Annotated in this window: 16 protein-coding genes; 10 read left to right on the top strand and 6 right to left on the bottom strand. The window is 64.1% G+C overall.

Annotated features, from left to right (window positions below; genetic code table 11):
• Nucleotides 1–55: 55 nt before the first annotated feature.
• The 6 genes from LDN75_RS22545 (at nt 56) to LDN75_RS22520 (ending at nt 9,352) form a co-directional block, all read left to right on the top strand.
• Nucleotides 56–1,033 (top strand): ABC transporter permease, encoded by a 978-nt coding sequence (locus LDN75_RS22545; protein WP_223934895.1) that lies wholly within the window; start codon nt 56–58, stop codon nt 1,031–1,033.
• A 10-nt stretch (nt 1,034–1,043) separates the two neighbouring features.
• Nucleotides 1,044–1,970, top strand: coding sequence for an ABC transporter permease (locus tag LDN75_RS22540; protein WP_223934894.1), 927 nt, complete (start codon nt 1,044–1,046; stop codon nt 1,968–1,970).
• Nucleotides 1,967–2,947: an ABC transporter ATP-binding protein gene (locus LDN75_RS22535; protein ID WP_223934893.1), complete on the top strand. Its 981-nt coding sequence runs from the start codon at nt 1,967–1,969 to the stop codon at nt 2,945–2,947. The genes LDN75_RS22540 and LDN75_RS22535 overlap by 4 nt, the downstream gene beginning before the upstream one ends.
• Nucleotides 2,944–4,041 (top strand): ABC transporter ATP-binding protein, encoded by a 1,098-nt coding sequence (locus tag LDN75_RS22530; RefSeq protein WP_223934892.1) that lies wholly within the window; start codon nt 2,944–2,946, stop codon nt 4,039–4,041. The genes LDN75_RS22535 and LDN75_RS22530 overlap by 4 nt, the downstream gene beginning before the upstream one ends.
• Complete coding sequence (locus LDN75_RS22525; protein ID WP_223934891.1) at nt 4,038–5,585, top strand: glycoside hydrolase family 32 protein; 1,548 nt, start codon at nt 4,038–4,040, stop codon at nt 5,583–5,585. Before LDN75_RS22530 ends, LDN75_RS22525 begins: the two co-directional genes overlap by 4 nt.
• Before the next feature lie 104 nt (nt 5,586–5,689).
• Nucleotides 5,690–9,352: a glycoside hydrolase family 32 protein gene (locus LDN75_RS22520; RefSeq protein WP_223934890.1), complete on the top strand. Its 3,663-nt coding sequence runs from the start codon at nt 5,690–5,692 to the stop codon at nt 9,350–9,352.
• A gap of 83 nt (nt 9,353–9,435) precedes the next feature.
• Here LDN75_RS22520 and LDN75_RS22515 read toward each other — a convergent pair whose 3' ends face one another.
• From LDN75_RS22515 to LDN75_RS22500, 4 genes are read right to left on the bottom strand one after another with little or no spacing between them, the layout of a single operon-like run.
• Nucleotides 9,436–10,647 carry an anhydro-N-acetylmuramic acid kinase gene (locus LDN75_RS22515; protein WP_223934889.1) on the bottom strand — a complete coding sequence of 404 codons (1,212 nt, stop codon included), beginning with the start codon at nt 10,645–10,647 and terminating at the stop codon, nt 9,436–9,438.
• 52 nt (nt 10,648–10,699) lie between these two features.
• Nucleotides 10,700–12,022, bottom strand: coding sequence for an MFS transporter (locus tag LDN75_RS22510; RefSeq protein ID WP_223934888.1), 1,323 nt, complete (start codon nt 12,020–12,022; stop codon nt 10,700–10,702).
• Nucleotides 12,019–14,964, bottom strand: a complete 2,946-nt coding sequence (locus LDN75_RS22505; RefSeq protein WP_223934887.1) for an FAD-binding and (Fe-S)-binding domain-containing protein — start codon at nt 14,962–14,964, stop codon at nt 12,019–12,021. Before LDN75_RS22505 ends, LDN75_RS22510 begins: the two co-directional genes overlap by 4 nt.
• 6 nt (nt 14,965–14,970) lie before the next feature.
• Entirely contained in the window at nt 14,971–15,906 is a 936-nt protein-coding gene (locus tag LDN75_RS22500; RefSeq protein WP_223934886.1) for an N-acetylmuramic acid 6-phosphate etherase, read from the bottom strand.
• A 201-nt stretch (nt 15,907–16,107) separates the two neighbouring features.
• Between LDN75_RS22500 and LDN75_RS22495 the strand changes: the two genes are divergently transcribed.
• Entirely contained in the window at nt 16,108–17,001 is an 894-nt protein-coding gene (locus LDN75_RS22495) for a MurR/RpiR family transcriptional regulator (protein WP_223934885.1), read from the top strand.
• A 134-nt stretch (nt 17,002–17,135) separates the two neighbouring features.
• Here LDN75_RS22495 and LDN75_RS22490 read toward each other — a convergent pair whose 3' ends face one another.
• Both LDN75_RS22490 and ptsP read right to left on the bottom strand, forming a co-directional pair.
• Entirely contained in the window at nt 17,136–17,414 is a 279-nt protein-coding gene (locus LDN75_RS22490) for an HPr family phosphocarrier protein (protein ID WP_223934884.1), read from the bottom strand.
• Nucleotides 17,415–17,449: 35 nt separating this feature from the next.
• On the bottom strand, nt 17,450–19,150 hold the full coding sequence (ptsP, locus tag LDN75_RS22485) for a phosphoenolpyruvate--protein phosphotransferase (RefSeq protein ID WP_223934883.1): 1,701 nt from the start codon (nt 19,148–19,150) through the stop codon (nt 17,450–17,452).
• A gap of 129 nt (nt 19,151–19,279) precedes the next feature.
• On the opposite strand from ptsP, the gene LDN75_RS22480 reads away from it, so the two are divergent.
• From LDN75_RS22480 to LDN75_RS22470, 3 genes are all read left to right on the top strand, one after another.
• Entirely contained in the window at nt 19,280–20,002 is a 723-nt protein-coding gene (locus LDN75_RS22480) for a TetR/AcrR family transcriptional regulator (protein ID WP_223934882.1), read from the top strand.
• A gap of 66 nt (nt 20,003–20,068) precedes the next feature.
• Nucleotides 20,069–22,075, top strand: coding sequence for a PTS mannitol transporter subunit IICBA (locus tag LDN75_RS22475; RefSeq protein ID WP_223934881.1), 2,007 nt, complete (start codon nt 20,069–20,071; stop codon nt 22,073–22,075).
• Nucleotides 22,075–23,223 carry a mannitol-1-phosphate 5-dehydrogenase gene (locus LDN75_RS22470; RefSeq protein ID WP_223934880.1) on the top strand — a complete coding sequence of 383 codons (1,149 nt, stop codon included), beginning with the start codon at nt 22,075–22,077 and terminating at the stop codon, nt 23,221–23,223. Before LDN75_RS22475 ends, LDN75_RS22470 begins: the two co-directional genes overlap by 1 nt.
• The last annotated feature ends 141 nt before the right edge of the window (nt 23,224–23,364 follow it).

The following is a 23,364-nucleotide window of genomic DNA, read 5'->3' as shown; positions in this document are numbered from 1 at the left end:
CAACCCCGCCGGGCGTGCCCCCAAACTTTCCGTAATTCCCGAATGGAGGGAAACCGTGCGCTTCATCCTGCGCCGCCTGGGTTTCTACCTGATCGCCTTCTGGGCATCCATCACCCTGAATTTCCTGCTCCCGCGCTTCATGCCCGGCGACCCCGTCTCCCGCATGTTTGCCCGCTCCCAGGACAGAATGCAGCCCGAACAGATCGAGGCCCTGCGCAAGCTTCTTGGCGTGGACGATCGGCCCATTTGGGAGCAATACGTCGACTACATGCACAACATCTTCACGGGCCAGATGGGCGTCTCCATCTCCCGTTTCCCAACACCGGTCACAGAGGTTATCTCCTCCCAGATCGGTTGGACCCTCCTGCTGGGCGGAACCGCGCTGGTGATTGCCGCCGTCGTGGGTAACCTGCTGGGCATCCTGGCCGCTTGGCGGCGGGGCGGCGCTATCGACTCGGCACTGCCTCCGGTGCTGGTGTTCATCGGCTCGTTCCCGTACTTCTGGCTCGCGATGGGTGCGCTGTACCTGTTCGGCGTAGTGCTGGGTTGGTTCCCGATCCGCCACGCGTTCACGGATGGTTTGGAACCCGGGTTTACGTGGGAGTTCATCGGCGACGTCGGTGCGCACCTCGCGCTGCCGGCACTGACGATCGTGCTGGTTTCCATTGGCGGCTGGATGCTGGGCATGCGCAACACCATGATCGCCACGAACTCGGAGGACTACATCACCATGGCCGAGGCCAAGGGGCTCCGTCCAGGCCGCATCATGCTCCGGTACGCAGCCCGGAATGCCATGCTGCCGTCCGTCACGAGCTTCGGCATGGGGCTGGGTTTCGTGGTAGGAGGTGCGCTGCTCACCGAGGTGGTGTTCGCGTATCCCGGCGTGGGCTACCAACTCCTCAACGCCGTCCAAGGCCTGGACTACCCCCTCATGCAGGGTCTGTTCCTGACTATCACCGCCGCCGTGCTGCTGGCGAATTTCCTGGTGGACATCCTCTACGTCCGCCTCGACCCGCGCGTGCGCAGCAACTAGAGGACTGATCATGACAACCGCACTTCTGAAGCAGCCAACTCCAACCCCGGCTGTCCGCAAGCCCAACCGCAGCTTCGTCCACGGACTCCTCACCAATAAGAAGGCCATGCTGGGCCTGACCGTGATGCTCGTGTTCATCGCACTTGCGTTGCTGGCGCCCGTGCTCTTCCCTGGCGACCCGTCGCGGATCACCGGGATGGCCTCGCTGGAACCCTCCGCCGAGCACTGGCTGGGCACCACCGCCAAGGGACAGGACGTGCTCGCGCTGACCGTCCACGGCTCACGGAGTTCCCTGTTCGTCGGGCTGACCGTAGGCTTCGCGTCCACGTTCGTCGGCATCCTGGTGGGCCTTGCTTCTGCCTACTTCGGCAAGTTCATCGACGAAGCACTCTCCTTGGTGACCAACGTCTTCCTGCTCCTTCCCGGCCTGCCGTTGCTGGTTATCCTGGCCGCGTTCCTGCCGCCGGGCCTGGGCACCGTAATCCTGGTACTCGTGGTCACAGGTTGGGCCGGTTCGGCCCGCGTGCTGCGCTCGCAGGCCTTGTCCATCCGTTCCAAGGACTTCGTGGCCGCCGCCGTGGTGTCGGGCGAACGGGCTGGCCGGATCATGTTCCGCGAGATCCTGCCGAACATGGCCTCGATCGTCATGGGCACCCTGCTGGCTTGCGTCATCTACGGCATCGGCGCGCAAGCAGGCCTGGAGTTCCTGGGCTTGGGCGATGTCAGCACGGTCTCGTGGGGCAACAACCTCTTCTGGGCTGGCAACGAGGGTGCCCTGCTCACCGGAAGTTGGTGGGTCTTTGTGCCCTCAGGCGTGTGCATAGCACTGGTCGCGTTCGCCCTTGCCCTCATCAACTACGCCGTGGACGAGGTTACTAATCCGCGGCTGCGAAAGATCAAGACCCCGAAAGACATCGAAACGAGCGCCGCAAAATGACCATCTCCCAAGTCTCCTTCGGCTCCCACGAACCCGTCCTGGACGTCAAGAACCTCACCGTGAAGTACGTGGGCGATACCCGCTCCACCACCGCCGTCGATCGCGTTTCCTTCAGCATCGGCACCGGCGAAGTGTTCGGCCTCGCGGGCGAGTCCGGCTGCGGCAAGTCCACTATCGCCAACTCGATCATGCGCCTGCTGAAGGATCCCGCCAAGATCTCCGGGGGCAGCATCTCCTTTGGCGGCAAGGACGTGATGGCCATGAGCCCGGAGGAACTGCGGCGCTTCCGTTGGCAAGACGTGGCCATGGTGTTCCAGTCGGCCATGAACTCGCTCAATCCGGTCCTGACCATCGGCGAGCAGATCGTGGACATCTTCACCACCCACGCCGGCTACTCCCGCAAGGAATCGCTCCGCCGGGCGGGCGAGTTGCTGGAACTCGTGAGGATCGATCCCGCGCGCCTGAAGTCCTACCCGCATCAGCTCTCGGGCGGCATGCGGCAGCGGGCGGTCATCGCCATGGCCGTCGCCCTCAAGCCGTCGCTGTTGATCCTGGACGAGCCCACCACCGCACTGGACGTGGTGGTGCAGCAGGAAATCATGGCGCAGATCAAGGAACTCCAGCGCGAACTGGGCTTCTCCGTCCTCTTCATAACGCACGACATGTCCCTCATGGTGGAGCTCTCGCACCGCATGGCCGTCATGTACGGCGGACGGATCGTGGAAACGGCCAAGGCCCAGGACATCTACGCCAACCCGCGCCACCCCTACACGCAGGCGCTCATGGGCGCCTTCCCGCCGCTCACCGGTCCGCGGGTTCCGCTGACGGGACTGCCCGACGGCGTGAAGTTCCAGAACATCCCAGACCTCGCCGAAGTGGCGCCCGGCCACCTCGTGGCACCGTTTGGTGCCGACGCTTTGGCGGTTGCCGGCACCACGGCCGTTGATCCCGCGATCCTGGAAGGAGTCGCACGATGAGCCACTCAGTACTTTCCCCCAATCCCGAAAGTGCCGCACGTCCTGCCGTTGCCAGCGACACGCCCGCCCTCGAAGTCCGCGGTCTGGGTAAGTCGTTTCCCATCGGCGGCCTCTTCTCCCGTCAGTCTGTCCGGGCCCTGCACGGCGTTGACCTGACCATTGGCCGCGGCGAAATCGTGGCACTCGTGGGGGAGTCCGGCTCCGGCAAGAGCACGCTGGCCCGCTGTGTTGCCCGGCTCGAAAAGCCGAGCACCGGCGCGATCCTGGTTGACGGCGTCGACGTCCTCAAGCGTGACCGGTTCCAAGCGTCCCGTGCTTTCCGGTCACAGCTGCAGATGGTCTTCCAAGACCCCTTCGGCTCGCTCAATCCAGCCCACAGGATCGAACACTTCCTGCGCCGGTCGCTGGCGATCCACGGGAAAGGCGGTTCGGAGTCCGACACCCAGCGGCGGCTCGAGGAACTCATGACCACCGTTGGCCTGCAGGCCGACATGCTGAACTCCTACCCCCACGAGCTCTCAGGCGGCCAGCGTCAGCGCGTCGCGATCGCCCGTGCGCTCGCTGTGGAGCCGCAGGTCATCCTGGCTGACGAGCCCACATCCATGCTGGATGTTTCAGTGCGGATCGGCGTGCTGAACCTGATGCGCAAGCTCCGCGACGAGCAGGGCATCTCCATGCTGTACATCACGCACGACCTCGCCTCGGCCCGCTATTTGGCAGACCGGACAGCGGTCATGTTCGCCGGTGAACTCGTGGAGGAGGGCGAGTCCCTTGACCTGCTGGCCAACCCGGCCCACCCGTACACCCAGCTGCTTGTGTCCGCTGTACCGGACCCGGCCCGCGCTGGCTCCTACGATCCCGTTCGCCGGGCCGAACTGCGCCAAGCCGTGATGGCTTCCCCGCACTGCGCATTCGACGGCGACCCTGACCAGGCCTGCTCGGACACCGAACCCGTACGCCACCAGGTTGGCGATCCCGCGAACCGCCACTGGGTCCGCTGCCACCTCTACCGGCCGCGGGCTGGAGCGGGCGGACATGCGCTGGCTAATGAACCCCTGGCGACCGAGAAGACAGACAAGAAGGCTTCCGCATGACTGAACTGACCCACCCGCTCGCCACCGTTCCGCGTGACGAGCTGGTTTCCCGCGCCGAGGCCGATCCCCTCCGGCCGCGATTCCACTTTGTTTCCCCGGCGGGCTGGCTCAACGATCCCAACGGCGTGAGCCAGTGGAACGGCGTGTACCACCTCTTCTATCAGTACAACCCGGAGGGCGCGTTCCACCACCGGATCCAGTGGGGCCATGCCACCAGCACCGACCTCGTCACCTGGACGGACCAGCCGGTGGCCTTGGAGCCGTCGGGGGGTCCGGACGCCGACGGTTGCTGGTCCGGTGTGTTGGTGAACGACGGCGGTACGCCCACCTTGGTGTACTCGGGACGACTCGACGAGCGTGAGCTGCCCTGCGTTGCCGTGGGATCTGCGGACCTCATGACCTGGACCAAAGTGCCCGAAAACCCGGTCATCGCAGCCCCTCCGGCGGGTGTGGACATCACCGCGTACAGGGACCACTGCGTGTGGCGCGAGGGCACCAAGTGGCGGCAGCTGGTGGGCTCGGGCATTCGTGGGCGCGGCGGCACGGCGTTCCTCTACGAGTCGGAGGACCTGCGCTCGTGGGACTACATCGGTCCATTGTTCATCGGCGACGCCTCGCAGGGAGATCCGGCAGACACCGACTGGACCGGCACCATGTGGGAGTGCGTGGACATGTTCCGCGCGGGCGGCGGTTCCCTGGGTTTGACCACCGAACTTTCTGCCGACGCCGATCCTGATGTGCTGGTTTTCTCCGCCTGGGACAACGGCGACACCCGCCACCCGCTGTACTGGACCGGTCGCTACGCGGGGGACACCTTCGAGCCTGCAGCCCTGCACCGGCTCGACTACGGCGGTCGGTTCTTCTACGCACCGCAGTCGTTCGAGGACGAGTCCGGGCGGCGTATCATGTTCGGCTGGATGCAGGAAGGACGCAGCGACGCCGCGATGGTGGAGGCCGGATGGTCGGGCGTGATGAGCCTGCCGCGCGTCACCACTCTGGCCGACGACGGAACCCTGGCTTTTGCGCCTGTCCCTGAAGTGGAGAAGCTCCGCCGGGATCACGTCAGCGTTCCGGGACAAGTCCTGGTGGGCTCCGGCAAGCCCCTGGATACGGGAGTGTCCGGTAACCAGTTGGACCTTGAGCTGGACGTGCAATTGGCACCGGGAGCTGTGCTGCAACTGGGCATCCTGGGGTCGGAGGATGGTGCTGAGGAGACGGTCATCGAACTCAGCCGCTTCCTTGAGGGCGAAAACGGCACCCTCCGACTCGACCGCACCCGGAGCAGCCTTGACCCTGACGTGGATGTGGAGGACAAGTCCGGCCCGCTCCCAATGCCTGACGGACGGGTGCGCCTGCGCGTCCTGGTGGACCGGTCCGCCGTCGAGATTTTCGCGAATGGCAAGCCGCTCACGGCCCGTGTGTACCCGACGCTGGGCGGGGAGCGCGTGACCCTCGCGGCAGCGGAGGGAACCGTCACCCTGGCGAGCTTCGACGCCTGGACCATGGCCGACTCCTGGAAAGGCCCGCGTCCCCTCTTCCCCTAACACCGATCCTCTCTCACATCCCAAGCGTTTTTCGCCGATCCTCTCTCAGATCATGGGAGGTTTTGGCGAACGCTCTCTCACCCCTGAGATCAAAGGCGATCTGAATGCACAAGAGAATAGTTGCCGGCCTCGCGGCCGCAGTCCTGGGTGTTGGTTTCGCGGGAACGGGGGTCACTGCTCCGGCGGTGGCCCTGGACCCCGCGCCAGTCACACTCAACAGCACCACCAGCCCCATTCCAGATGTCGTCGGAGTCAGTGGTTCCTGGACCCGGTCAGCGGAAGGCGGGTACACCGCCGTCGCGCCTTCCGGACAGAACATCGCTGCGGTCAGTGAACAGCGTGTGGCGGGCACCGCCCGCTACACGGTCGAAGTAAAGGTCGACGCCGGGAGTCCCTACGCTGTGGGCGCGCTCGTCTTCCGCGCGACTCCCGACGCCGGCGCCGGATACGCGGCGACGATCGACCCCAACCTGGACCGCGTGAGGCTGTTCGACCTCGCGACGGGCGAGGACATCGTAACCCCCGCAACCGTAGCCCTCACCGCGGGACAGTCCTACAGCGTGGACGTCCACGTGGACGGGCCCCGGATCTTCGTGGCAGTGGACGGGGTTGCCAGGATTGACGCCACGGACCGCCGTTACGAATCGGGCCGAGTGGGCCTGCACGCCTACAACGGAACCGTGGTCTTCGGCACGCCCGGTGTGCGGACCATCGACGCGAATGTCAGCGGCTGGGCAGTCACCGGTGCGGGCTGGTCAGCGACCGCCACAGGCTTCCGCGGCGCGGCCCCAGCCGGCACGAACATCCGCGCCATCGCTACCGGGGAGTCGCCCGCCGACGTCGATTTCTCCACTGACGTCCAGGTCACGGCTCAATACGGCGTGGGCACAGCCCTGTTTCGAACCAATGCATCGGGAACGTCCGGCTACGCCGCGGAGGTCGACCCCAACGCTGGCCGCTTGCGCCTGTACCGGGTCTCGGACAACGCCACGCTCGGCACGTTCACCACAGCCATCACGCTCAACAAGGTCTACCGCCTTCGGGTCACGGCGCTCGGAAACCAGTTGGCTGTCTACTGGCAGACCGATTTCCTTGACCCGAACGGCACCATGCCCGCCATCACTGCCACGGATGCCTCGCAAGCGTCCGGCCATGTGGGCCTCGGTTCCTACAACGGCACCGCCGCGTTCCAGAGCATGACGCTGCGCGGACTGGAGACGTCCCTGCAGGGTTGGCGGAGCTCCGCAGGTTCGTGGGAGCCCGACTCCAAGGGTCTCCGGGCTTCGGTGACTAGCGGCACCGCAGTGAGGTACATCCCGGCGGTGGCGTCCGACGTCGTAGCCTCCTTGGACCTGACCGTCACCTCACCGGCCACTGCCTCAGTGGTGGCCCGCAGCGGGGCGGACGGCACCGGCGGTACCGAACTCCGGATCGATCCCGGAGCGGGCACCGCGAAGCTGTACGACCGGGCCACTTCAGCGTTGCTGCACTCCGGAACCTTGCCTGCCACGAGCTTCAAGGCCGGGCAACTCAACCGCGTTCAGCTCACAGTTCGGGGGACCGAGGCCTCCGTGCTGATTAATGGCACGCCTGTGCTAAATGGCGCTGTGTCCGTGGCGACCGGCACGGGCTTCGCCCTGCTGGCCACAGGATCAGCCTGGTTCCAGAACGTTCGCGCGGACAGCGTGGACCAGTACATGAATGGGCTCTACCAGCCGGGCTACCACTACAGCCAGAACTCGGGCAGCAGTTCGGACCCCAACGGGCTGGTGTACTTCCAGGGGGAGTACCACCTGTTCCACCAGGACCGCGGACGCTGGGCGCACGCCGTCAGCTCCGACCTGCTGCACTGGAAGCAGCAACCCATCGCCCTGCCGCACATGGCAGCAGGGGAGTCGTGGTCCGGTTCGGCAGTGGTGGACGCCTCGGATGCGAGTGGATTGTTCGACGGCGGCTCCGGCCTGATCGCCTACTACACGAGCTTCAACCATGATGCCTGGAACGGAAACCAGTCCGTTCGCGCCGCCTACAGCAAGGACCAAGGCCGCACCTGGCAGATAGTCCAAGCCGCTCCTGTGGTGGAAAACCCGGGCGGTCCCGACGGCGGCTGGGACTTCCGCGACCCTAAGGTCACTTGGGACGCCGGGTCCAGCAAGTGGGTCATGGTGGTGGCAGCCGGCGACCATATCCGCTTCTACTCCTCCACAGACCTCATCCACTGGACCTTTCAAGGCAGCTTCGGCTACGGCGACTGGATCCGCGGCGGCGTCTGGGAGTGCCCGGACCTCTTCGAAATGCCCGTGGAAGGCCAGCCCGGCGTGAAGCGCTGGGTGCTGTGGTGGAGCACGGGAGCTGTCCGAGCCACGAACGGTTCAGCGGCACAGTATGTGACGGGCACGTGGAACGGCACGGTGTTTGCGCCGGACACTCCTGCCTCCCAGGTGCTTCAAGCGGATCACGGCAGGGACTACTACGCGGCCATGAGCTTCTTCGGTGCCCCGGACGGCCGACGGATCATGATCGGCTGGATGAGCAATTGGGACTACGCTTTCAGCCCTCCAACGGGCCGATGGAATGGCCAATTGTCCATCCCACGTGAGCTCAAGCTTGTTGACGTTCCCGGCGCCGGGCTCCGGCTGACGCAGGCTCCCGTTGTGGAGGAAGAGTCCCTGCGGACATCAACCTGGCAGGCCTCCGATGTGACTGTGACGCCGAGCTCCGCGAATGCGCTTGCGGGTGTTTCCGGTCGCTCCTTCGAGCTTGAGGCGGAGGTCGGGATTCCTTCTTCCGGAGGTGCCACGTCCTTCGCGTTCGGGCTAAGGAAAGGGACCGGATCAACGGGCGCTCAAGAAACAACAGTGAAGTACGACGCCGGTGCTGCCGCACTCACCGTGGACCGCGGCACGGCCGGTCGGGAGGACTTCACCCGGTACTTCGCGGGGTCTGAGGCGGACAATTCCTCGGCGCCATGGAGTTCCACCCTGGTAGGTTCCGAGCGCCGCGTGAAGCTCCGAATCCTGGTGGACGCATCCTCCGTGGAAGTCTTCGGCGGTGACGGCACGGCTGCCATCACTTCGCTGATCTTCCCGGACCCGTCCTCCACAGGTTTGTCCTTTTCGGCGGGCGGGGGGAATGCCCGGCTGGTGTCCGTCAAAGTACACCAGCTCAGCGACACTGCGCGCCTGACTACCGCGCCGCCGTCGGACGTTCTGCCGGCTTCGGGCGGGACGGCTCGACACAACCTCGGCACTTATTCAGTGGTCCCGGGCGGCAAATGGGAGAGCACGGGCGCAGGCCTGGCAGGTACGTTCGACAAAGACTCGACGGCCATGAGTCCGGCTGCCTTCACTGACGTCCGCGTGCAGGCAACCGTTCGTTTCGGTGGGGATCCCTTCGCTGGCGAGATGCTCAACCGGGACCTGGCTCCGGAGAAAGGGTACGGGGGCGCGGGCTCGGTGTTGCTCAGATCCTCCGCCGATGGATCCAGTGCCTATTACGTGAATCTGGACCCGAATCTCCGCGTGGTGCGGGTTTTCTCGCTGAACAACGGTGTCTTTACGGTGCTCGCGAGCGTTCCGGCGGCCTTGAGTCACGGGGTGAGCTATGCGCTGGACACTTCGGTTGTTGGCAACAGGATCACAGTGTCCGTGGATGGAACGCAACTGATCGACGTCACGGATTCTGCCCTTGTTTCCGGGAAGGTTGGCGTCAACGTGTTCGACGGCAGGGCGGCCTACCAGGATGTGGTGGTGACGGCACTGCCGTAGGCCTGGCATCCAAGCGGGTGAGCCCGATTCGATGACTCGCTGCATACCAGACGACTCCTACCGTCTAGTGCGCAGGGAACGGTCTAATCGGCGGGTTGCTGGATCCTGAGGTTCGTGGGCGCCCCGGGCGCGGAGGCCGGGGAGCCCGCGGAATTCGTCGGTTGGAAGCCCTGCCAGCCCGGCGTGATCGAACCAAGGATGCTGGCATGGCGTGCCCCCGTGCAGCTGGCTACCGTACCGGGGAAGTTGTTTACCGTCAGGTACCCCAGAATGGCGAATGCCGCGGCCTCCTTGGCGGAGGAAGGCAGGCCGAGCTCGTCGGACGTCAAAAGCTCGACGCCGGCTGCTCCGGAACGGCCGAGTTCCCCGCGCAGAGTGCCCATGAGCGTGGGATTCCGCGTTCCGCCGCCGGAGGCAATGACAGACGTTCCTCCTGCGACGGCCACGGCGTCCGCGACAGTGCGGGCGGTGAGCGCTACCAGCGTTGCCACGACATCCTCGATAGGCAGGCTCTTGGTTCCGGTAGCGTCCATGGCCCTTTCCAGGTAGGGCAAGTGGAACAGTTCCTTGCCGGTCGATTTGGGGGCCGGCAGGCGGTAGTACGGTTCGGCAAGCAACTCGTCGAGCAAAGCGGAGCTGACGCTGCCGCGGGCGCCGAGTTCGCCGTCGTGGTCGTATTGCTGCTGTCCTGCGGTCATGGACGTGACGGCAGCATCGATCAACGCGTTGGCCGGACCCGTGTCAAACGCCGTTGGCTCGCCGGAAGCCACCGTGATGTTGGCGATGCCTCCCAGATTCAGCGCCACGGGCGTTCCCGGCAGTCCCCGAAGCCACAGTGTGTCGAAGAGGCTGACCAAGGGTGCGCCTTGGCCGCCGGCGGCTACATCCCGCGTACGGAAGTTGGACACCACGGTGCAGCCCGTCGCTTCTGCGATCCAGGCCGGTTCGCCGAGCTGGAGTGTTCCCTTGACCCCGCCGGACTCCACCCAGTGGAACATGGTTTGGCCATGGGAGGCGATCAGTTCTGCCCGCCCCTTGCAGAGTTCGTCGTTGGCCCGGACAGCGAGCCTGGCGAAAGCCTGCCCAATCCGCGTATCGAGTTTGCAGACCTGTTCCATGGAGCTGGTTGCGGGCGGCAATTGTGCCGCCACTTCCGCCCGCAACTCGACCGGGTAGGACTCGCTGACAGTACCCAGGAGGGTCAGCACCAAGGCATCGCCGTCCCTGTCGACGTCGACGGCTACGGCGTCGATCGCATCGTAGGACGTTCCGGACATCATGCCGATGATACGCATGGCACTGCTCCCTTATCTGATTCTCTGTGTGGTCGGCTGGCGGCTGGAGGGCTTAGTCCCGCAGCGCCTTCTTGTGGGCGGAACCGCGCAGGGTGGCCAGCGCGAAGACACTGACAACGCAGGTGGCCATGACGTAGTAGGCCGGAATGTCCTTGTTGCCGGTGGAAGCGATGAGGCCGGTGATGATGAGCCCGGCGGATCCTGAGAACACGGCGTTGGACAGCGAGTATGCCAAGCCCAGACCGGTGTAACGGACGGTGGTGGGGAACATTTCCGAAAGCATGGCGGGTCCGGGACCGGCCAGCATGCCAACGATCGCTCCGGCAAGGAAAACTCCTGCGCCCATGAGCCATGGCGAACTCGTGGGGTCCTGCAGGACCTTCAGGAGCGGCAGCGCCAGCACGGCAATGAGGACTGCACCGGCGAGCATCACGGGCCGGCGTCCCCAACGGTCGCTGAGCATGCCGCTGGGAATGATGGAGGCGGCGAAACCGGCATTGGCCAGGACGGTGGCGATCAGCGCGGCTTGGAACGTGGCGTTCAGGCTGGTCTGCAGGTAGGACGGAAGGACCACCAGGAAGGTATAGCCGGCGGCCGACCAACCCATGAGACGACCGATTCCGAGCAGGATTGCCTTCGCGGTTTCAGCCTTGCTGGGGTGCACAACAACGACGGCGGAACCCGGGTTCCGCTCGGCGGCTACGGTCCGCTGGAAGTTGGGGGTCTCTTCGAGTTTCAGCCGCAGGTACAGTGCCACGAGGCCGAGGGGAAGTGCAAAGAGGAAGGGGAGGCGCCAGCCCCAGTCAGAGAGGTCCTTTGCGCTCATCGCCGAGGACAGGAGGGCAGCAACACCGGCACCGGCCAAGAGGCCCAATGCGACAGTGAATGACTGCCATGCTCCATAGATGCCGCGCTTGCCCGTGGGGGCGAACTCGGTCATGAGCGATACCGCCCCGCCGAACTCCCCGCCAGCCGAGAGCCCCTGGAGAATGCGCACCAAGGTCAGCAAGATGGGGGCCATGATGCCCAACGTTGCGTAATTGGGGAGGACGCCGATGAGCGTTGTGGCTCCGGTCATAAGCAACAGGACGATGATCAGGGTGGGACGCCTGCCGATCCTGTCTCCAATCCGGCCGAAGATCCAGGCGCCCACGGGACGGAAGAAGAACGCAATCGCAAAGGAAGCGTAGGTCTTGATGAGGGCCTCGAAGTCGGTGGCCCCTGCAGTGGTGAAGAAGTTAGCGGAAATAATGGTGGCGAACGATCCGTAGATACCGAACTCGTACCATTCGATGAAGTTGCCCACCGAACCGGCCACCAGGGCGCGCCGGGCTTGCTTGGCAGGTGGTTGCTTGACGAGCGTGGAATTACTCATGAGGGTCCTCTTTGGTGTGGTGGGGATTGTGGGAAGGCTGTCTTGGGGGGTTCTGGGTCCTGAAGTGCTTCGTCCAGGAGTTCCAGGATGTGCCGGTATTGATGGCCAGTAGCTTGGGTCATGCCTAGCTCGCAGGTCCGGTTGGTTGAGGCGTACGCGGTGTGTGGGCGTTGGTTTACTTCTCCGGCTTGAACGTTTGTTGCGGATGCCGTGAGTTCCGGATGCAGCAGTCCGCGGTCCCCGGCATAGGCGCAGCAGCCCCAGCTGGGAGGAACGAAGACGTCCTCCGCCAACGCAGCGGCAACTGCGGTGAGGGAATCGTTGATGCCGAGCCGAGTGGACGAACATGTCGGGTGCAGCGCAAGGGAGTCCATGCGCCGCGGTGTCCCGAGATGTGGCAGGAAGTGCTCCTGGACGAACTCGACGGCGTCGATGAACCGAAGCCGCGAGTACTCCCGGCGTGTGTCGCCCGATGCGGCCGCGTACCGGAAGGTCTCCAGCCCTTCCGTGCAGGACGAGGCATCGCAGACGATCGGCAGGCGCCCGTGATCGCTCGCTTCCCAGAGTGCCGGAAGGACCGTGTCCCGCATGGAGTTGTAACCGGAGGTGAACCCCTTGGACTTCCAAGGCGTTCCGCAGCAGAAGTCGCCGATTCCCTCCGGAATGACCACTTCGACGCCGGCCCGTCCTGCGAGGTTCATGAATGCCTTGGTGACGCCTTCCCCGGTGCCGCGTCCGCCGTCGTTGGCTGGACCAAACCCTGCCGGACCAAACCCTGCCGGACCAAACATCGCCCCGATGCAGGCGGGGAAGTAGACAGCCTCCGCCGTGGTCTTTCCTTGTGCGGACGGCTCATGGCTGGTTCGTTTGTGTCCGCCCTTGGGAAGTGCGCCGTTGTAGAGCGGCACGTTCTCCGCGCCCAAGACCAGTCGTCCGGCCTGGGTGACGGCTTTGACCAAGGGCTCTGGGAGTACCTGGGCGGCGCTGAGGCCCAGCGAACCGGCGGCGGAAACGCCGCCCCAATGCTTCGCGGCTACCGCCCACCCCTTGTCTGCGAGCCTGTTGCTGTTTTCAGCCCGGAGACGCCGCACGAGGTCTCCGGTATTGATGAGCACAGGGCAGGCACTTTGACACATACCGTCTGCCGCGCAGGTCTGGACGCCGTCGTACTCGTAGTCCTTGGTGAGCTTGCCTGCAAGCTCGTGGTCGCCACGCGCTTCCGCCGCAGCGATCTCCCGCCGGATCACGATGCGCTGCCGCGGGGTCATGGTCAGGTCCTTGCTGGGACAAACCGGCTCACAATAGCCGCACTCGACGCAGCGGTCCACCTCTTCCTCCACCACGGGCGCCGTCTTCAAATGATCCAGGTAGGAACGGTGGTCCTCGGACAGGACCACGCCAGGATTCAGCAGGCCGACGGGATCGGCCAGGCGCTTGACCGACTCCATGACCTCATACAGTTCGCGGCCGTATTGCCGCTCGACGAACGCCGCCATGATCCGGCCGGTCCCGTGTTCCGCCTTGAGTGTGCCCTGTCTGCGAAGGACCAGATCCACCATGTCTTCGGTGAAAGCTTCGTAGCGGGACAACTGGGACGCGTCGTCGAATCGCTCCGTGAGCATGAAGTGGATGTTGCCGTCCTTGGCATGGCCAAAGATCACGCTGTCCGGATAGCCGTGGACATCGAAAAGGCCCAGGAGTTCCTCGCAGGTATCGGCAAGTGCGGGGACAGGAACGGCGATGTCCTCCAGTAGCGCGTTAGTGCCGGCTGGGCGGCTGCCCGCGACGGCGGTATAGAGGCCCTTGCGGATGTGCCAGAGGGCCGAGCGCTCGGTGGGATTGCTGGACAGATTGAAGGGCGTGGCCAGGTCCAGGGAGTCGAAGAGCCCTTGGCTTTCGGCGCTCTTGCGGTCGAGTTCCGCGGCTGTGGCGGCTTGGTGCTCCACCAGCAGCGCCGCGTGGCGATGGACCTTCAGTGCGGCCAGGGATGCGGGCGTGCCGGCTTGGAGCTGGGCCACCCGCAACGACGCGGCGTCCAGCAGCTCCACTGTGGAAAGTCCCGAGGCAACGAGCTCCGGCAGTGCGGAGGCGGCAGCGTTCAGCGAAGGGAACATCATCAGGCCAGTGGCAGCGTGCTGCAGGGATGGGATGGTGCGGAACGTGGCTTGGGCGATGAAGCCCAGCGTCCCCTCGGAGCCGATCATGAGGTGCTCAAGGATCTTCACCGGCTCCTCGAAATCGAGGAAAGCATTGAGTCCGTAGCCCATGGTGTTTTTCATGGAGAACTGGTGCTCGATGATGCGGACCGAATCCGGGTTGGCCAGGATACGGCGCCGGAGACGAACGAGGCCTTCATGAAGCTCGGGTTCCTTGTCACGCAAGAGCTGATCTGCCGTGGTGTCCGCGGTGTCGATCAAAGTTCCCGAGGGCAGGACGAACACCAGGGATTCGAGCGTCTGGTACGTGTTGAACTCAGTGCCGCAGGACATGCCAGAGGAGTTGTTGGCAACCACCCCGCCGATCGTGCAGGCGCTCTCGCTCGCCGGATCAGGGCCGAGCTTGCGGCCATAAGCGGCCAATCGCGCATTCACGCTCCGCACTGTGGCGCCGGGTCCGACGCGAACCCGGGCACCGTCGTCGAGCACTTCCACTTTACGGAAGTGCCTGCGCACGTCCATCAGAAGGCCGTCTGTGATGCCCTGTCCACTCAACGACGTCCCACCGGACCTGAAAACCATAGGCATCCCGGACGCAGCGGCCGCGGCCATGATCCGTCCCACCTCGGACGGATCCATCGGCGCCACAATGGCCTGTGGCTCCAACAGGTAGTGGGAAGCGTCGTGCGCCAATGCCAGGCGATCCAACTCACGCGTGGAGTAGCCGCTGAATTCGCTCAGGGCCGGGTGCGTACTCTGCCCAAGGTGCTTTGTCCGTATTGACATTCTTGCTCAACGCGCTCGCTTGATGAGGGCAGCGGTGGCGCTGCGGACATTGCCGAAAGTAGCTTCCAAGGCATCGCGGGCCTCTGTTGTGACCGCACCAGAGAGCATGGCTGTGAGAGCAACCTTCAGCTCGCCGTCGGCTGATTGAAGAGCCTCGCGGCAGCGTTCTTCATTCTCGCCGGTGGCCTCCATGAGGATCCTGACCGTGCGGGAGCGTAACTTCTGGTTGGTGGCTACCATGGACACCATGAGGTTGGACCACGTGCGGCCGAGTTTGATCATGAGCGCAGTGGAGAATCCGTTGAGCATGAGCTTCTGGGCAGTCCCAGCCTTGAGCCGGGTGGAGCCGGCCAAAGCTTCGGGGCCAGTATCGGCGGCCAGCACGAAATCGGCGAGAGGACCGAGTTGGGGATCCGTGGCACAGGCGATCAGGGCAGTCACAGCCCCGCGCTCGCGGCCCGCCGTCAGTGCTCCGCCAACATAAGGCGTCCTTCCGGAGGCTGCGATGCCTACAACGATGTCCCCGCTTTGGACATCCGATGCCGCTTCGGCCCCGGCTTCCCACGAGTCTTCAACATTCTCGACGGCGCGGACCAGGGCGTCGGCGCCGCCTGCATGGTGGGCGATGACGATGTTGTCGGGCAGGTTGAATGTGGGTTTCAGTTCCGCTGCGTCCAGGACGCCCAGCCGCCCAGACGTTCCCGCGCCGAAGTAGTGGACGCGGCCGCCGTTCTGCACGGAATCGGCCGCCGCATCAACGAGCCCGGCCATGGTCTGCAGGATCCCGCGAACGGCTTCCGGCGCCAACCGGTCTTCATCGTTGAGGGCGGTGAGGATCTCCAACGTGGTGCGCTTGTCCAGGTCAAGGGTCCGTTCATTGCGTGCCTCGGTGCTGATTTCCAGCCAGGCAGAGTTCTCCTTGTGGCGCAGTTCCGTGCCCATCGTTGTCCTAACTGTCGTTCGGTGGTGCTGACTGTTCTGACTACGACGGTAGGACCCGGATCACATGTATGTCAATGATTTACACGAAGTCATCAACTTAGGTAAGATTTGTACATCCGGCGGGGGCCCGCCACCGGGTAGCGTGTTCCATGACGGTCCGCAGAAGGCGGGGCGCCAGAAGGAGGTCGTGTGGAAGGGCTCATGAACGAGGAATCGTCGCGGACCGTCCTGGTCAGGATCCGCGCGATCTTGCCCGCGTTGCGGCCCTCCGAGCGTGCCATCGCTGAAGTGGTGCTCGCAGAGCCATCGAAAGTTGCCACTATGTCCATTGGGGACCTGGCAGAACAGTGCGGGACGTCTACCACTTCCGTGGTGCGCTTCTATAAGAAGGTGGGCTACGCCGGATACTCGGAATTCCGCCTTGATTTGGCGCGGGAAGCAACGCGCGAGAGCGTGGTCAACAATGTTCCTGCTGACGTCTACGAGGACATCGACAAGTCGGATTCCCTGCAGGATGTGGTGTCCAAGATCGCCTTCAATGAGAGCATGTCCATCGCGGACACCGCACAACTTCTGGACGTCGGGAAGCTGGAAGAGGCGGTGGCCGCAATTTCCGGTGCGCGAAGGACCGAGGTGTTCGGTGTCGGCGCAGGCGCCCTCGTGGGCCAGGACCTGCAGCAGAAACTGCACAGGATCGGCAAAGTGGCCTTCAGTTGGTCCGAAGCGCATGCAGCCTGGACATCGGCGTCACTGCTCGATTCCACGTGTGTGGTGGTGGCTATCTCGCATTCCGGGACCACCATGGACACGGTTGAATTTCTGCGGATCGCCAAATCGGCCGGCGCAACCGCAATCGTCATCAGCAACCATGCTGATTCGCCATTGGGGCGGGAAGCTGACATCCTGCTCAGCACTGCCGCGCGGGAGACGCCCTTCCGACCCGGTGCGCTGGGCAGCCGCATCGCGCAGATGATGGTGATCGACGTCCTCTTCGTCGGCGTGGCGCAGCGTTCTTATGACGCATCCATCAGCGCACTCCGCAAGACGCACGCAGCCATTCAGTCCCGACGGCTGCCCCAAACGCCCCGGAAGTAGCGCTGAGTCACCCGATTCGATGACTCGCTGCAGACCAGACGGCTCCTACCGTCTAGTGTGCAGCGCATCATCGAGGCGGCCAGATCGGCCAGATCGGGCATCCAAGCCAGCCAAGCCAAGCCCGCCAGCAAGGACTACTCCGCGTCCAGATCCGTCTCCAGCAACGCCACCAGCGCGTCCAAGGCTGCATCCGCGCCGTCGCCCTCAGCCCTCAGCACGACGACGTCTCCCTTAGCGGCACCGAGTGTCATAAGCGAAAGGATGCTGGCGGCGTCGAGCGCGTCATCGGCGGGTTGGCCCTGCATGGCGATGGTGACCTCCACCGGCTGTTCTCCCGCGGCCTCTGCGAAGAGGGCGGCCGGACGGGCGTGCAGGCCGGAGCGGCTGGCGATGGTGGCGGTGCGTTCGGGCATGGGTTTCTCCTTATGAGTAGACGCAGTAAAAGGGGTTAGAGGCCGAGCTCTTCGAGCACGGGGAGTTTTGCCCGGACCCACTCGCGGGCCTCCGTTGCGCTCGGCGCGGTGAGCGCCAGCCGGGCGAGTTCCTGGGCCTGCTCCAGAGTGACGGTTTTCAGCACAGTCCCCACTGCGGCCAGCGAGCGGGCGGTCATGGACAGCGTGCTAACGCCGAGTCCGGTAAGTACGACGGCGAGGGCCGGGTCAGCGGCCGCCTCACCACACACGCCCACGGGTTTGGTGCTGCCCTCCCGGCCCGATCCTTCCAGAACGGAGCCTTCCACAGTGAGTTGCACGAGCCGCAGGACGGCGGGCTGCCACGGTGTATTGAGTTCAGCGAGGGGTCCGAGCTGACGGTCGGCGGCCATGGCGTACTGCGTGAGATCGTTGGTACCGAGAGAAGCGAAGCTAACTTCACGGAGCACTGAGGCGGCGGTCAAAGCAGCCGAGGGAACTTCCACCATGACGCCGGGCGTTTGGATGCCGGCAGCAGCACACATTGAGGCGAACCTGCCTGCCTCCGCAGCCGTGGAGATCATCGGGGCCATGACCCAGACGTCGGCCTCGGACTCGGAAGCAGCCCGGGCAATGGCCTCCAGTTGACGCTCCAAAACACCGGGCGTGGTGAAGTCCGTCCGGTAGCCGCGAACACCCAAAGCAGGGTTGGGTTCGGTGGCGTCCGTGAGGAAGGGGAGGGGCTTGTCGGCGCCGGCATCGAGCGTTCGCAGCACAACTTTCTTACCTGGGAACGCATCAAACACGGCCTTGTACGCGGCGGCCTGTTCGTCCACCGAGGGCTCGGTGTCGCGTTCCAGGAAGCAGAACTCTGTGCGGAAGAGGCCAACACCCTGTGCGCCCAGACCGGCAGCTGCCACGGCATCCTTGGCACCTCCGACGTTGGCGAGCAGCGGGACCAGGTGGCCATCCGCCGTCGTGCCGTTTCCGTCGAACTCAGCAAGCGTTGCCGAGGTTTCAGCCCAAGCGGTGGCAGCAGCGCGCTGCTCCTCCGACGGCGGGGAAGCCACGAATCCGGCAGCGCCGTCTACGTAAACCTCTGTGCCATCAGCAATGGAATCAACGCCGTGGGCGGCAACCACGGCGGGCAGTCCGAGCGAGCGCGCGATGATCGCGGTGTGTGACTGCGGCCCGCCACCAGAGGTCACAAGTGCCAGGACTTTGGAAGGATCCAGTGTTGCCGTGTCCGCAGGGGCGAGGTCCTCGGCCACCAGGATGAAGGGTGTGTCTGAGGAAGGGATGCCTGGGGCGGGAACGCCCCGCAGCTCAGCCACGATGCGGGCGCGGACGTCCAGCACGTCTGTAGCGCGCTCGGCCATGTAGCCGCCCAGGTTGTGCAGCATTTCGGAAACGGAGGCGCCGGCTTCCCAGATTGCGCGTTCCGCGGACGAGCCCGCGTTGATGAGTTTGGCCGCCGACTTCAGGAGCATGGTGTCTTTGGCCATGAGCGCGGTGGCCTCGAGGACGGCTTTGCCGTCGCCGGAGGCACTATCCGCGCGCCCCTTGAGCTCGTCGTGGACGGCTTGCGCTGCGGCTTTCAAGCCCGCGACGGCGTCCTCCGGACTGACGTCTGCGGCCAACCGCTCGCCCGACGGCGGTTCACTCACCGGTTTGGGCATCTGGCGGACGGAACCAATGATGCGGCCAGGGCTTACCCCTACTCCTTGGAAATTCTGCACTGAATCCTCTGTTCCTGCTGGTTGTTCAGACCCTGCGGCAACGGCACCCCAAGCCTGCGGAATGTAGCCTACAAAATTCTGCTGTGAGCCACTTCATATAGCAACGCTATAGGTGCTAGGGTAGCGGCTATGAGTTTCGATGACCAGCTTCCGCCAAAAATTCGGTTGCTCCGCGCAGCTGCTGAGTTGCTGGCAAATTCGGAGGGGTCAGCGGTCTCAACGCGCCAGATCACAGCGTTGGCCGGCGTTACGGCGCCAACGCTCTACCACCACTTTGGCGACAAAGAAGGACTGTTCGACGCCGTCGTTTCTGCCGGTTTTGAAGAGTACGTGGCGGGGGAGCGGGATTTTGCACCGTCCGGGGAACCGTTGGAAGACGTCCGGCGGATGTGGGACAACCACGTCCAGTTCGGGTTGACCCAGCCCCACCTTTATCTGGTGATGTTCGGCAATATCAGGCCGGAAAGCCGCCCAGCAATCGTGTCCGATGCTGAAGCGCTTCTGGAGGAAATGCTGAACAAGGCCGCTATCGCCGGTCAGATCAATGTGCCGCCCCGCGAAGCGGCACGAAGCATCCTCGCGGCCAACGTGGGTGTCACGCTCATGCTCATCGCCGAACCGGTGGAAGAACGGAACCTCGAGCTCTCAACGATGACCCGGGATTCCATGATTTTCGCCGTCTCCACGGATACCGCCCGTGGCGCCGCAGCGGAGGACTCCGGTAAGTCCTCCGTGGTTGTTGCGGCAATCGCCCTGAATGCGGCACTGCAGGCCTCGCATTCGGACCAACTTTCCAGCTCTGAATTGAAGCTCTTCCTTGAGTGGCTTCACCGTATTTCCAGCAGCTCCTAAGGCTGTTCTCTCTCGATCTATATCGACTGACCCCGCGCCGCCGCGGGACACACGTTAGGAATTCACATGGCAACAGAGACCGTTGCGAAGCCCCGCACCAGCCTGCGCGTTGGCGTCCAAAAGTTCGGAACATTCCTGTCCGGCATGATCATGCCCAACATTGGCGCCTTCATCGCCTGGGGCCTCATAACGGCCCTGTTCATCAAGGAAGGGTGGATTCCAGTCGCGGAACTTGGCGGTTTCGGGACCAACGCCGAGGGCGTTACCAACCCGGGCCTCGTTGGCCCCATGGTCAAGTACCTGCTGCCCCTGCTGATTGCCTATACCGGCGGCCGGATGGTCTACGACGTCCGTGGCGGCGTTGTGGGTGCCATTGCCACCATGGGTGTCATTGCGGGTACAACATCTCCGATGTTCATCGGCGCAATGATCATGGGTCCGCTGGGTGGCTGGACCATCAAGCAGCTTGATCGCCTCTGGGATGGCAAGATCCGTCCCGGCTTCGAGATGCTGGTGAACAACTTCTCCGCTGGCATCTGGGGTGCGGCATTGGCCTTGGGCGGCTTTTACGGCCTCTCATTCATTGTCAAAATCTTCACCGACGGCGCCGGAGCCGTGGTCCAGTTCCTCGTCAACAATGGCCTGCTTCCGCTGACCAGCATCTTCATTGAGCCTGCCAAGGTCCTGTTCCTCAACAACGCCATCAACCACGGTGTGCTTACCCCGCTTGGCATCCAGCAGTCCTTGGACCACGGCAAGTCCATCCTGTTCCTGCTCGAAGCCAACCCCGGCCCGGGCATGGGCATCCTGCTGGCATACATGTTCTTCGGCCGTGGCGCAGCAAAGGCTTCAGCGCCGGGCGCAGCGATCATCCACTTCTTCGGTGGAATCCACGAGATCTACTTCCCGTACGTCCTGATGAAGCCGATCCTGATCCTCGCTGCCATCGGTGGCGGCATGACGGGCATCGCGACCCTGGCCATCACCAACTCCGGCCTCGTGGCTCCTGCAGCCCCGGGTTCCATCCTTGCGGTCATAGCCCAGACGTCCCGTGACAGCTACGTCGGCGTGATTCTGGCCGTGGTCCTGGCAACCACCGTTTCCTTCCTCATTGCTTCTTTGATCCTTCGCACCTCCAAGAACAAGGGCGAGGACGATCTCACCGAAGCCACATCCCGCATGGAAGCCATGAAGGGCAAGAAGAGTTCCGTCTCCTCGGCCCTTGTGGGCGACCGGGCAGGCGAGCGCGGCGGCACCGTCCTCACCCGCCCTGTCCAGAACATCGTGTTCGCCTGCGACGCCGGCATGGGCTCCAGCGCCATGGGTGCCTCGGTGCTGCGCAACAAGATCAAGGCTGCCGGTTTCCCTGACGTCAAGGTCACCAACTCGGCAATCGCCAACCTGAGCGATTCCTACGATGTCGTGATCACCCATGAAGACCTCACCGAACGCGCCCAGCCGAGGACTGCCAGCGCGATGCACTTCTCGGTGGACAACTTCATGAACAGCCCCAGATACGACGAAATCGTGGAGCTGGTCAAGGCGAGCAACACCGAAAGCCCTGCCGGCGACACAGCCGCCCCCACAGCAGCCGCCACCCACGGTGCGCATGCCGCTGAGCCGGCGGCCGCCGTCGTGGGCAAGGGAGTCCTGCTCCCCGAAAGCGTTGTGCTGAACGGTACGGCCCAGGACCGCGATACTGCGATCGACGAAGCCGGGCAGCTCCTGCTGGACCGCGGTGCCGTGGATGTCAGCTACGTGCACGCCATGCACGAACGCGAGGAATCCGTGTCCACGTACATGGGCAGCTTCCTGGCGATCCCGCACGGCACCAACGATGCCAAGGAGCACATCCGGCACTCGGCAGTTTCCATCATTAGGTACCCCGAGGGCATCGACTGGGGTGGCAAGAAAGTTAAGTTCGTGGTCGGCGTGGCTGGCCTCAACAATGAGCACCTCCACATCCTGTCCTCGATCGCCAAGATCTTCACCGACAAGGCCCAGGTGGCCCAATTGGAGGAAGCGACCACGGTTGAGGAAGTGCTGGAACTGTTCGGAAAGGTCAACGCATAGTGAAGGCAGTCCATTTTGGGGCAGGCAACATCGGACGCGGCTTTGTGGGGCTGTTGCTCCATGAGGCCGGGTATGAGGTGGTGTTCGCGGATGTTGCGGACGCGCTGATCAGCCAACTCGCTTCTGCGGGCAGCTACAACGTCCATGAGGTGGGCGAGAACCCCGCGGTGAAAACCGTGGACGGGTTCCGTGCGCTGAACTCAAGCACGCAGGAAGCTGCCGTTGTTGAGGAAATCTCGACGGCGGATGTGGTCACCACTGCTGTAGGGCCGCATATCCTGAAATTCGTGGCACCCGTGATCGCTCGTGGGCTTGCAGCACGGGAGCCATCACTGCCGCCGCTGCAGGTTATGGCCTGCGAGAACGCCATCAACGCGACGCACCTACTGCAAGCAGAGGTCCGGGCAGCCTGGGATGACTCCGCCGCTGACTTGGACTCAGTGGCTGTCTTTGCCAACACCGCGGTGGATCGAATTGTCCCGAATCAGGAGCCCGGCCAAGGCCTGGATGTCACGGTGGAGACATTCTACGAGTGGGTCATCGACCGCACACCGTTTGGTGACCACGTCCCCGCTATTCCTGGAGCGACGTTCGTGGACGAACTTGGCCCGTACATCGAGCGCAAGCTGTTCACGGTGAACACCGGGCATGCTTCTGCTGCATACTTCGGCTATGCAGCGGGCTTCGAGAAGATCTCCGACGCCATGGCCGATCCGTCCGTGGCGGCAAAGGTCCGTGCTGTGCTGGAAGAGACCAAGGAATTGCTGGTGGCCAAGCACGGATTCGTGGAGGCCGAGCAGGAAGCGTACGTGCAGAAGATCCTGTCCCGCTTCACCAACCCGTACCTGCCCGATACTGTGGCCCGCGTCGGCCGGGCACCACTGCGGAAACTGGGCCGGCACGAGCGGTTCGTCGGCCCAGCGGCCGAACTCGCCGAGCGTGGCGTCACTCCCGTCGCGCTGCTGGAGGCCATGTCCGCCGCCCTTCGGTTCGACGACGGATCCGACGACGAAGCCGTGGAACTCGCAAACATGCTGTCCGAGCTGGACGCAGCTGCCGCCGTCGAGCGCATCACCGAACTTCCGCCGTCGCACCCGCTGTTCCCTGCGCTGCAGAAGCTCATAGAGGACCGCAAAGCCGAAGCTTAGTTCCTCTCTCACATCCTGCCGCTTTTTCGGCGATGTTCTCTCACATCCTGAGGCTTTCTATCGGATGTTCTCTCACATAACAAACGCCCGACGTCGGCACCCAGCCTTGGGTGCCGACGTCGAAGGCTTTCCGGGCAATCG

The organism is Arthrobacter sp. StoSoilB5, assembly GCF_019977235.1.
Classification (GTDB): Bacteria; Actinomycetota; Actinomycetes; order Actinomycetales; family Micrococcaceae; genus Arthrobacter.
This window is presented reverse-complemented; position numbering and strand designations above follow the sequence as displayed.

Excerpts from the sequence above, each read along its gene's own strand:
- LDN75_RS22540 (WP_223934894.1), top strand. The coding sequence starts at position 1,044 with ATGACAACCGCACTTCTGAAGCAGCCAACTCCAACCCCGGCTGTCCGC.
- LDN75_RS22535 (WP_223934893.1), top strand. The coding sequence starts at position 1,967 with ATGACCATCTCCCAAGTCTCCTTCGGCTCCCACGAACCCGTCCTGGAC.
- LDN75_RS22530 (WP_223934892.1), top strand. The coding sequence starts at position 2,944 with ATGAGCCACTCAGTACTTTCCCCCAATCCCGAAAGTGCCGCACGTCCT.
- LDN75_RS22525 (WP_223934891.1), top strand. The coding sequence starts at position 4,038 with ATGACTGAACTGACCCACCCGCTCGCCACCGTTCCGCGTGACGAGCTG.
- LDN75_RS22520 (WP_223934890.1), top strand. The coding sequence starts at position 5,690 with ATGCACAAGAGAATAGTTGCCGGCCTCGCGGCCGCAGTCCTGGGTGTT.
- LDN75_RS22515 (WP_223934889.1), bottom strand. The coding sequence starts at position 10,647 with ATGCGTATCATCGGCATGATGTCCGGAACGTCCTACGATGCGATCGAC.
- LDN75_RS22510 (WP_223934888.1), bottom strand. The coding sequence starts at position 12,022 with ATGAGTAATTCCACGCTCGTCAAGCAACCACCTGCCAAGCAAGCCCGG.
- LDN75_RS22505 (WP_223934887.1), bottom strand. The coding sequence starts at position 14,964 with ATGTCAATACGGACAAAGCACCTTGGGCAGAGTACGCACCCGGCCCTG.
- LDN75_RS22500 (WP_223934886.1), bottom strand. The coding sequence starts at position 15,906 with ATGGGCACGGAACTGCGCCACAAGGAGAACTCTGCCTGGCTGGAAATC.
- LDN75_RS22495 (WP_223934885.1), top strand. The coding sequence starts at position 16,108 with ATGAACGAGGAATCGTCGCGGACCGTCCTGGTCAGGATCCGCGCGATC.
- LDN75_RS22490 (WP_223934884.1), bottom strand. The coding sequence starts at position 17,414 with ATGCCCGAACGCACCGCCACCATCGCCAGCCGCTCCGGCCTGCACGCC.
- LDN75_RS22480 (WP_223934882.1), top strand. The coding sequence starts at position 19,280 with ATGAGTTTCGATGACCAGCTTCCGCCAAAAATTCGGTTGCTCCGCGCA.
- LDN75_RS22475 (WP_223934881.1), top strand. The coding sequence starts at position 20,069 with ATGGCAACAGAGACCGTTGCGAAGCCCCGCACCAGCCTGCGCGTTGGC.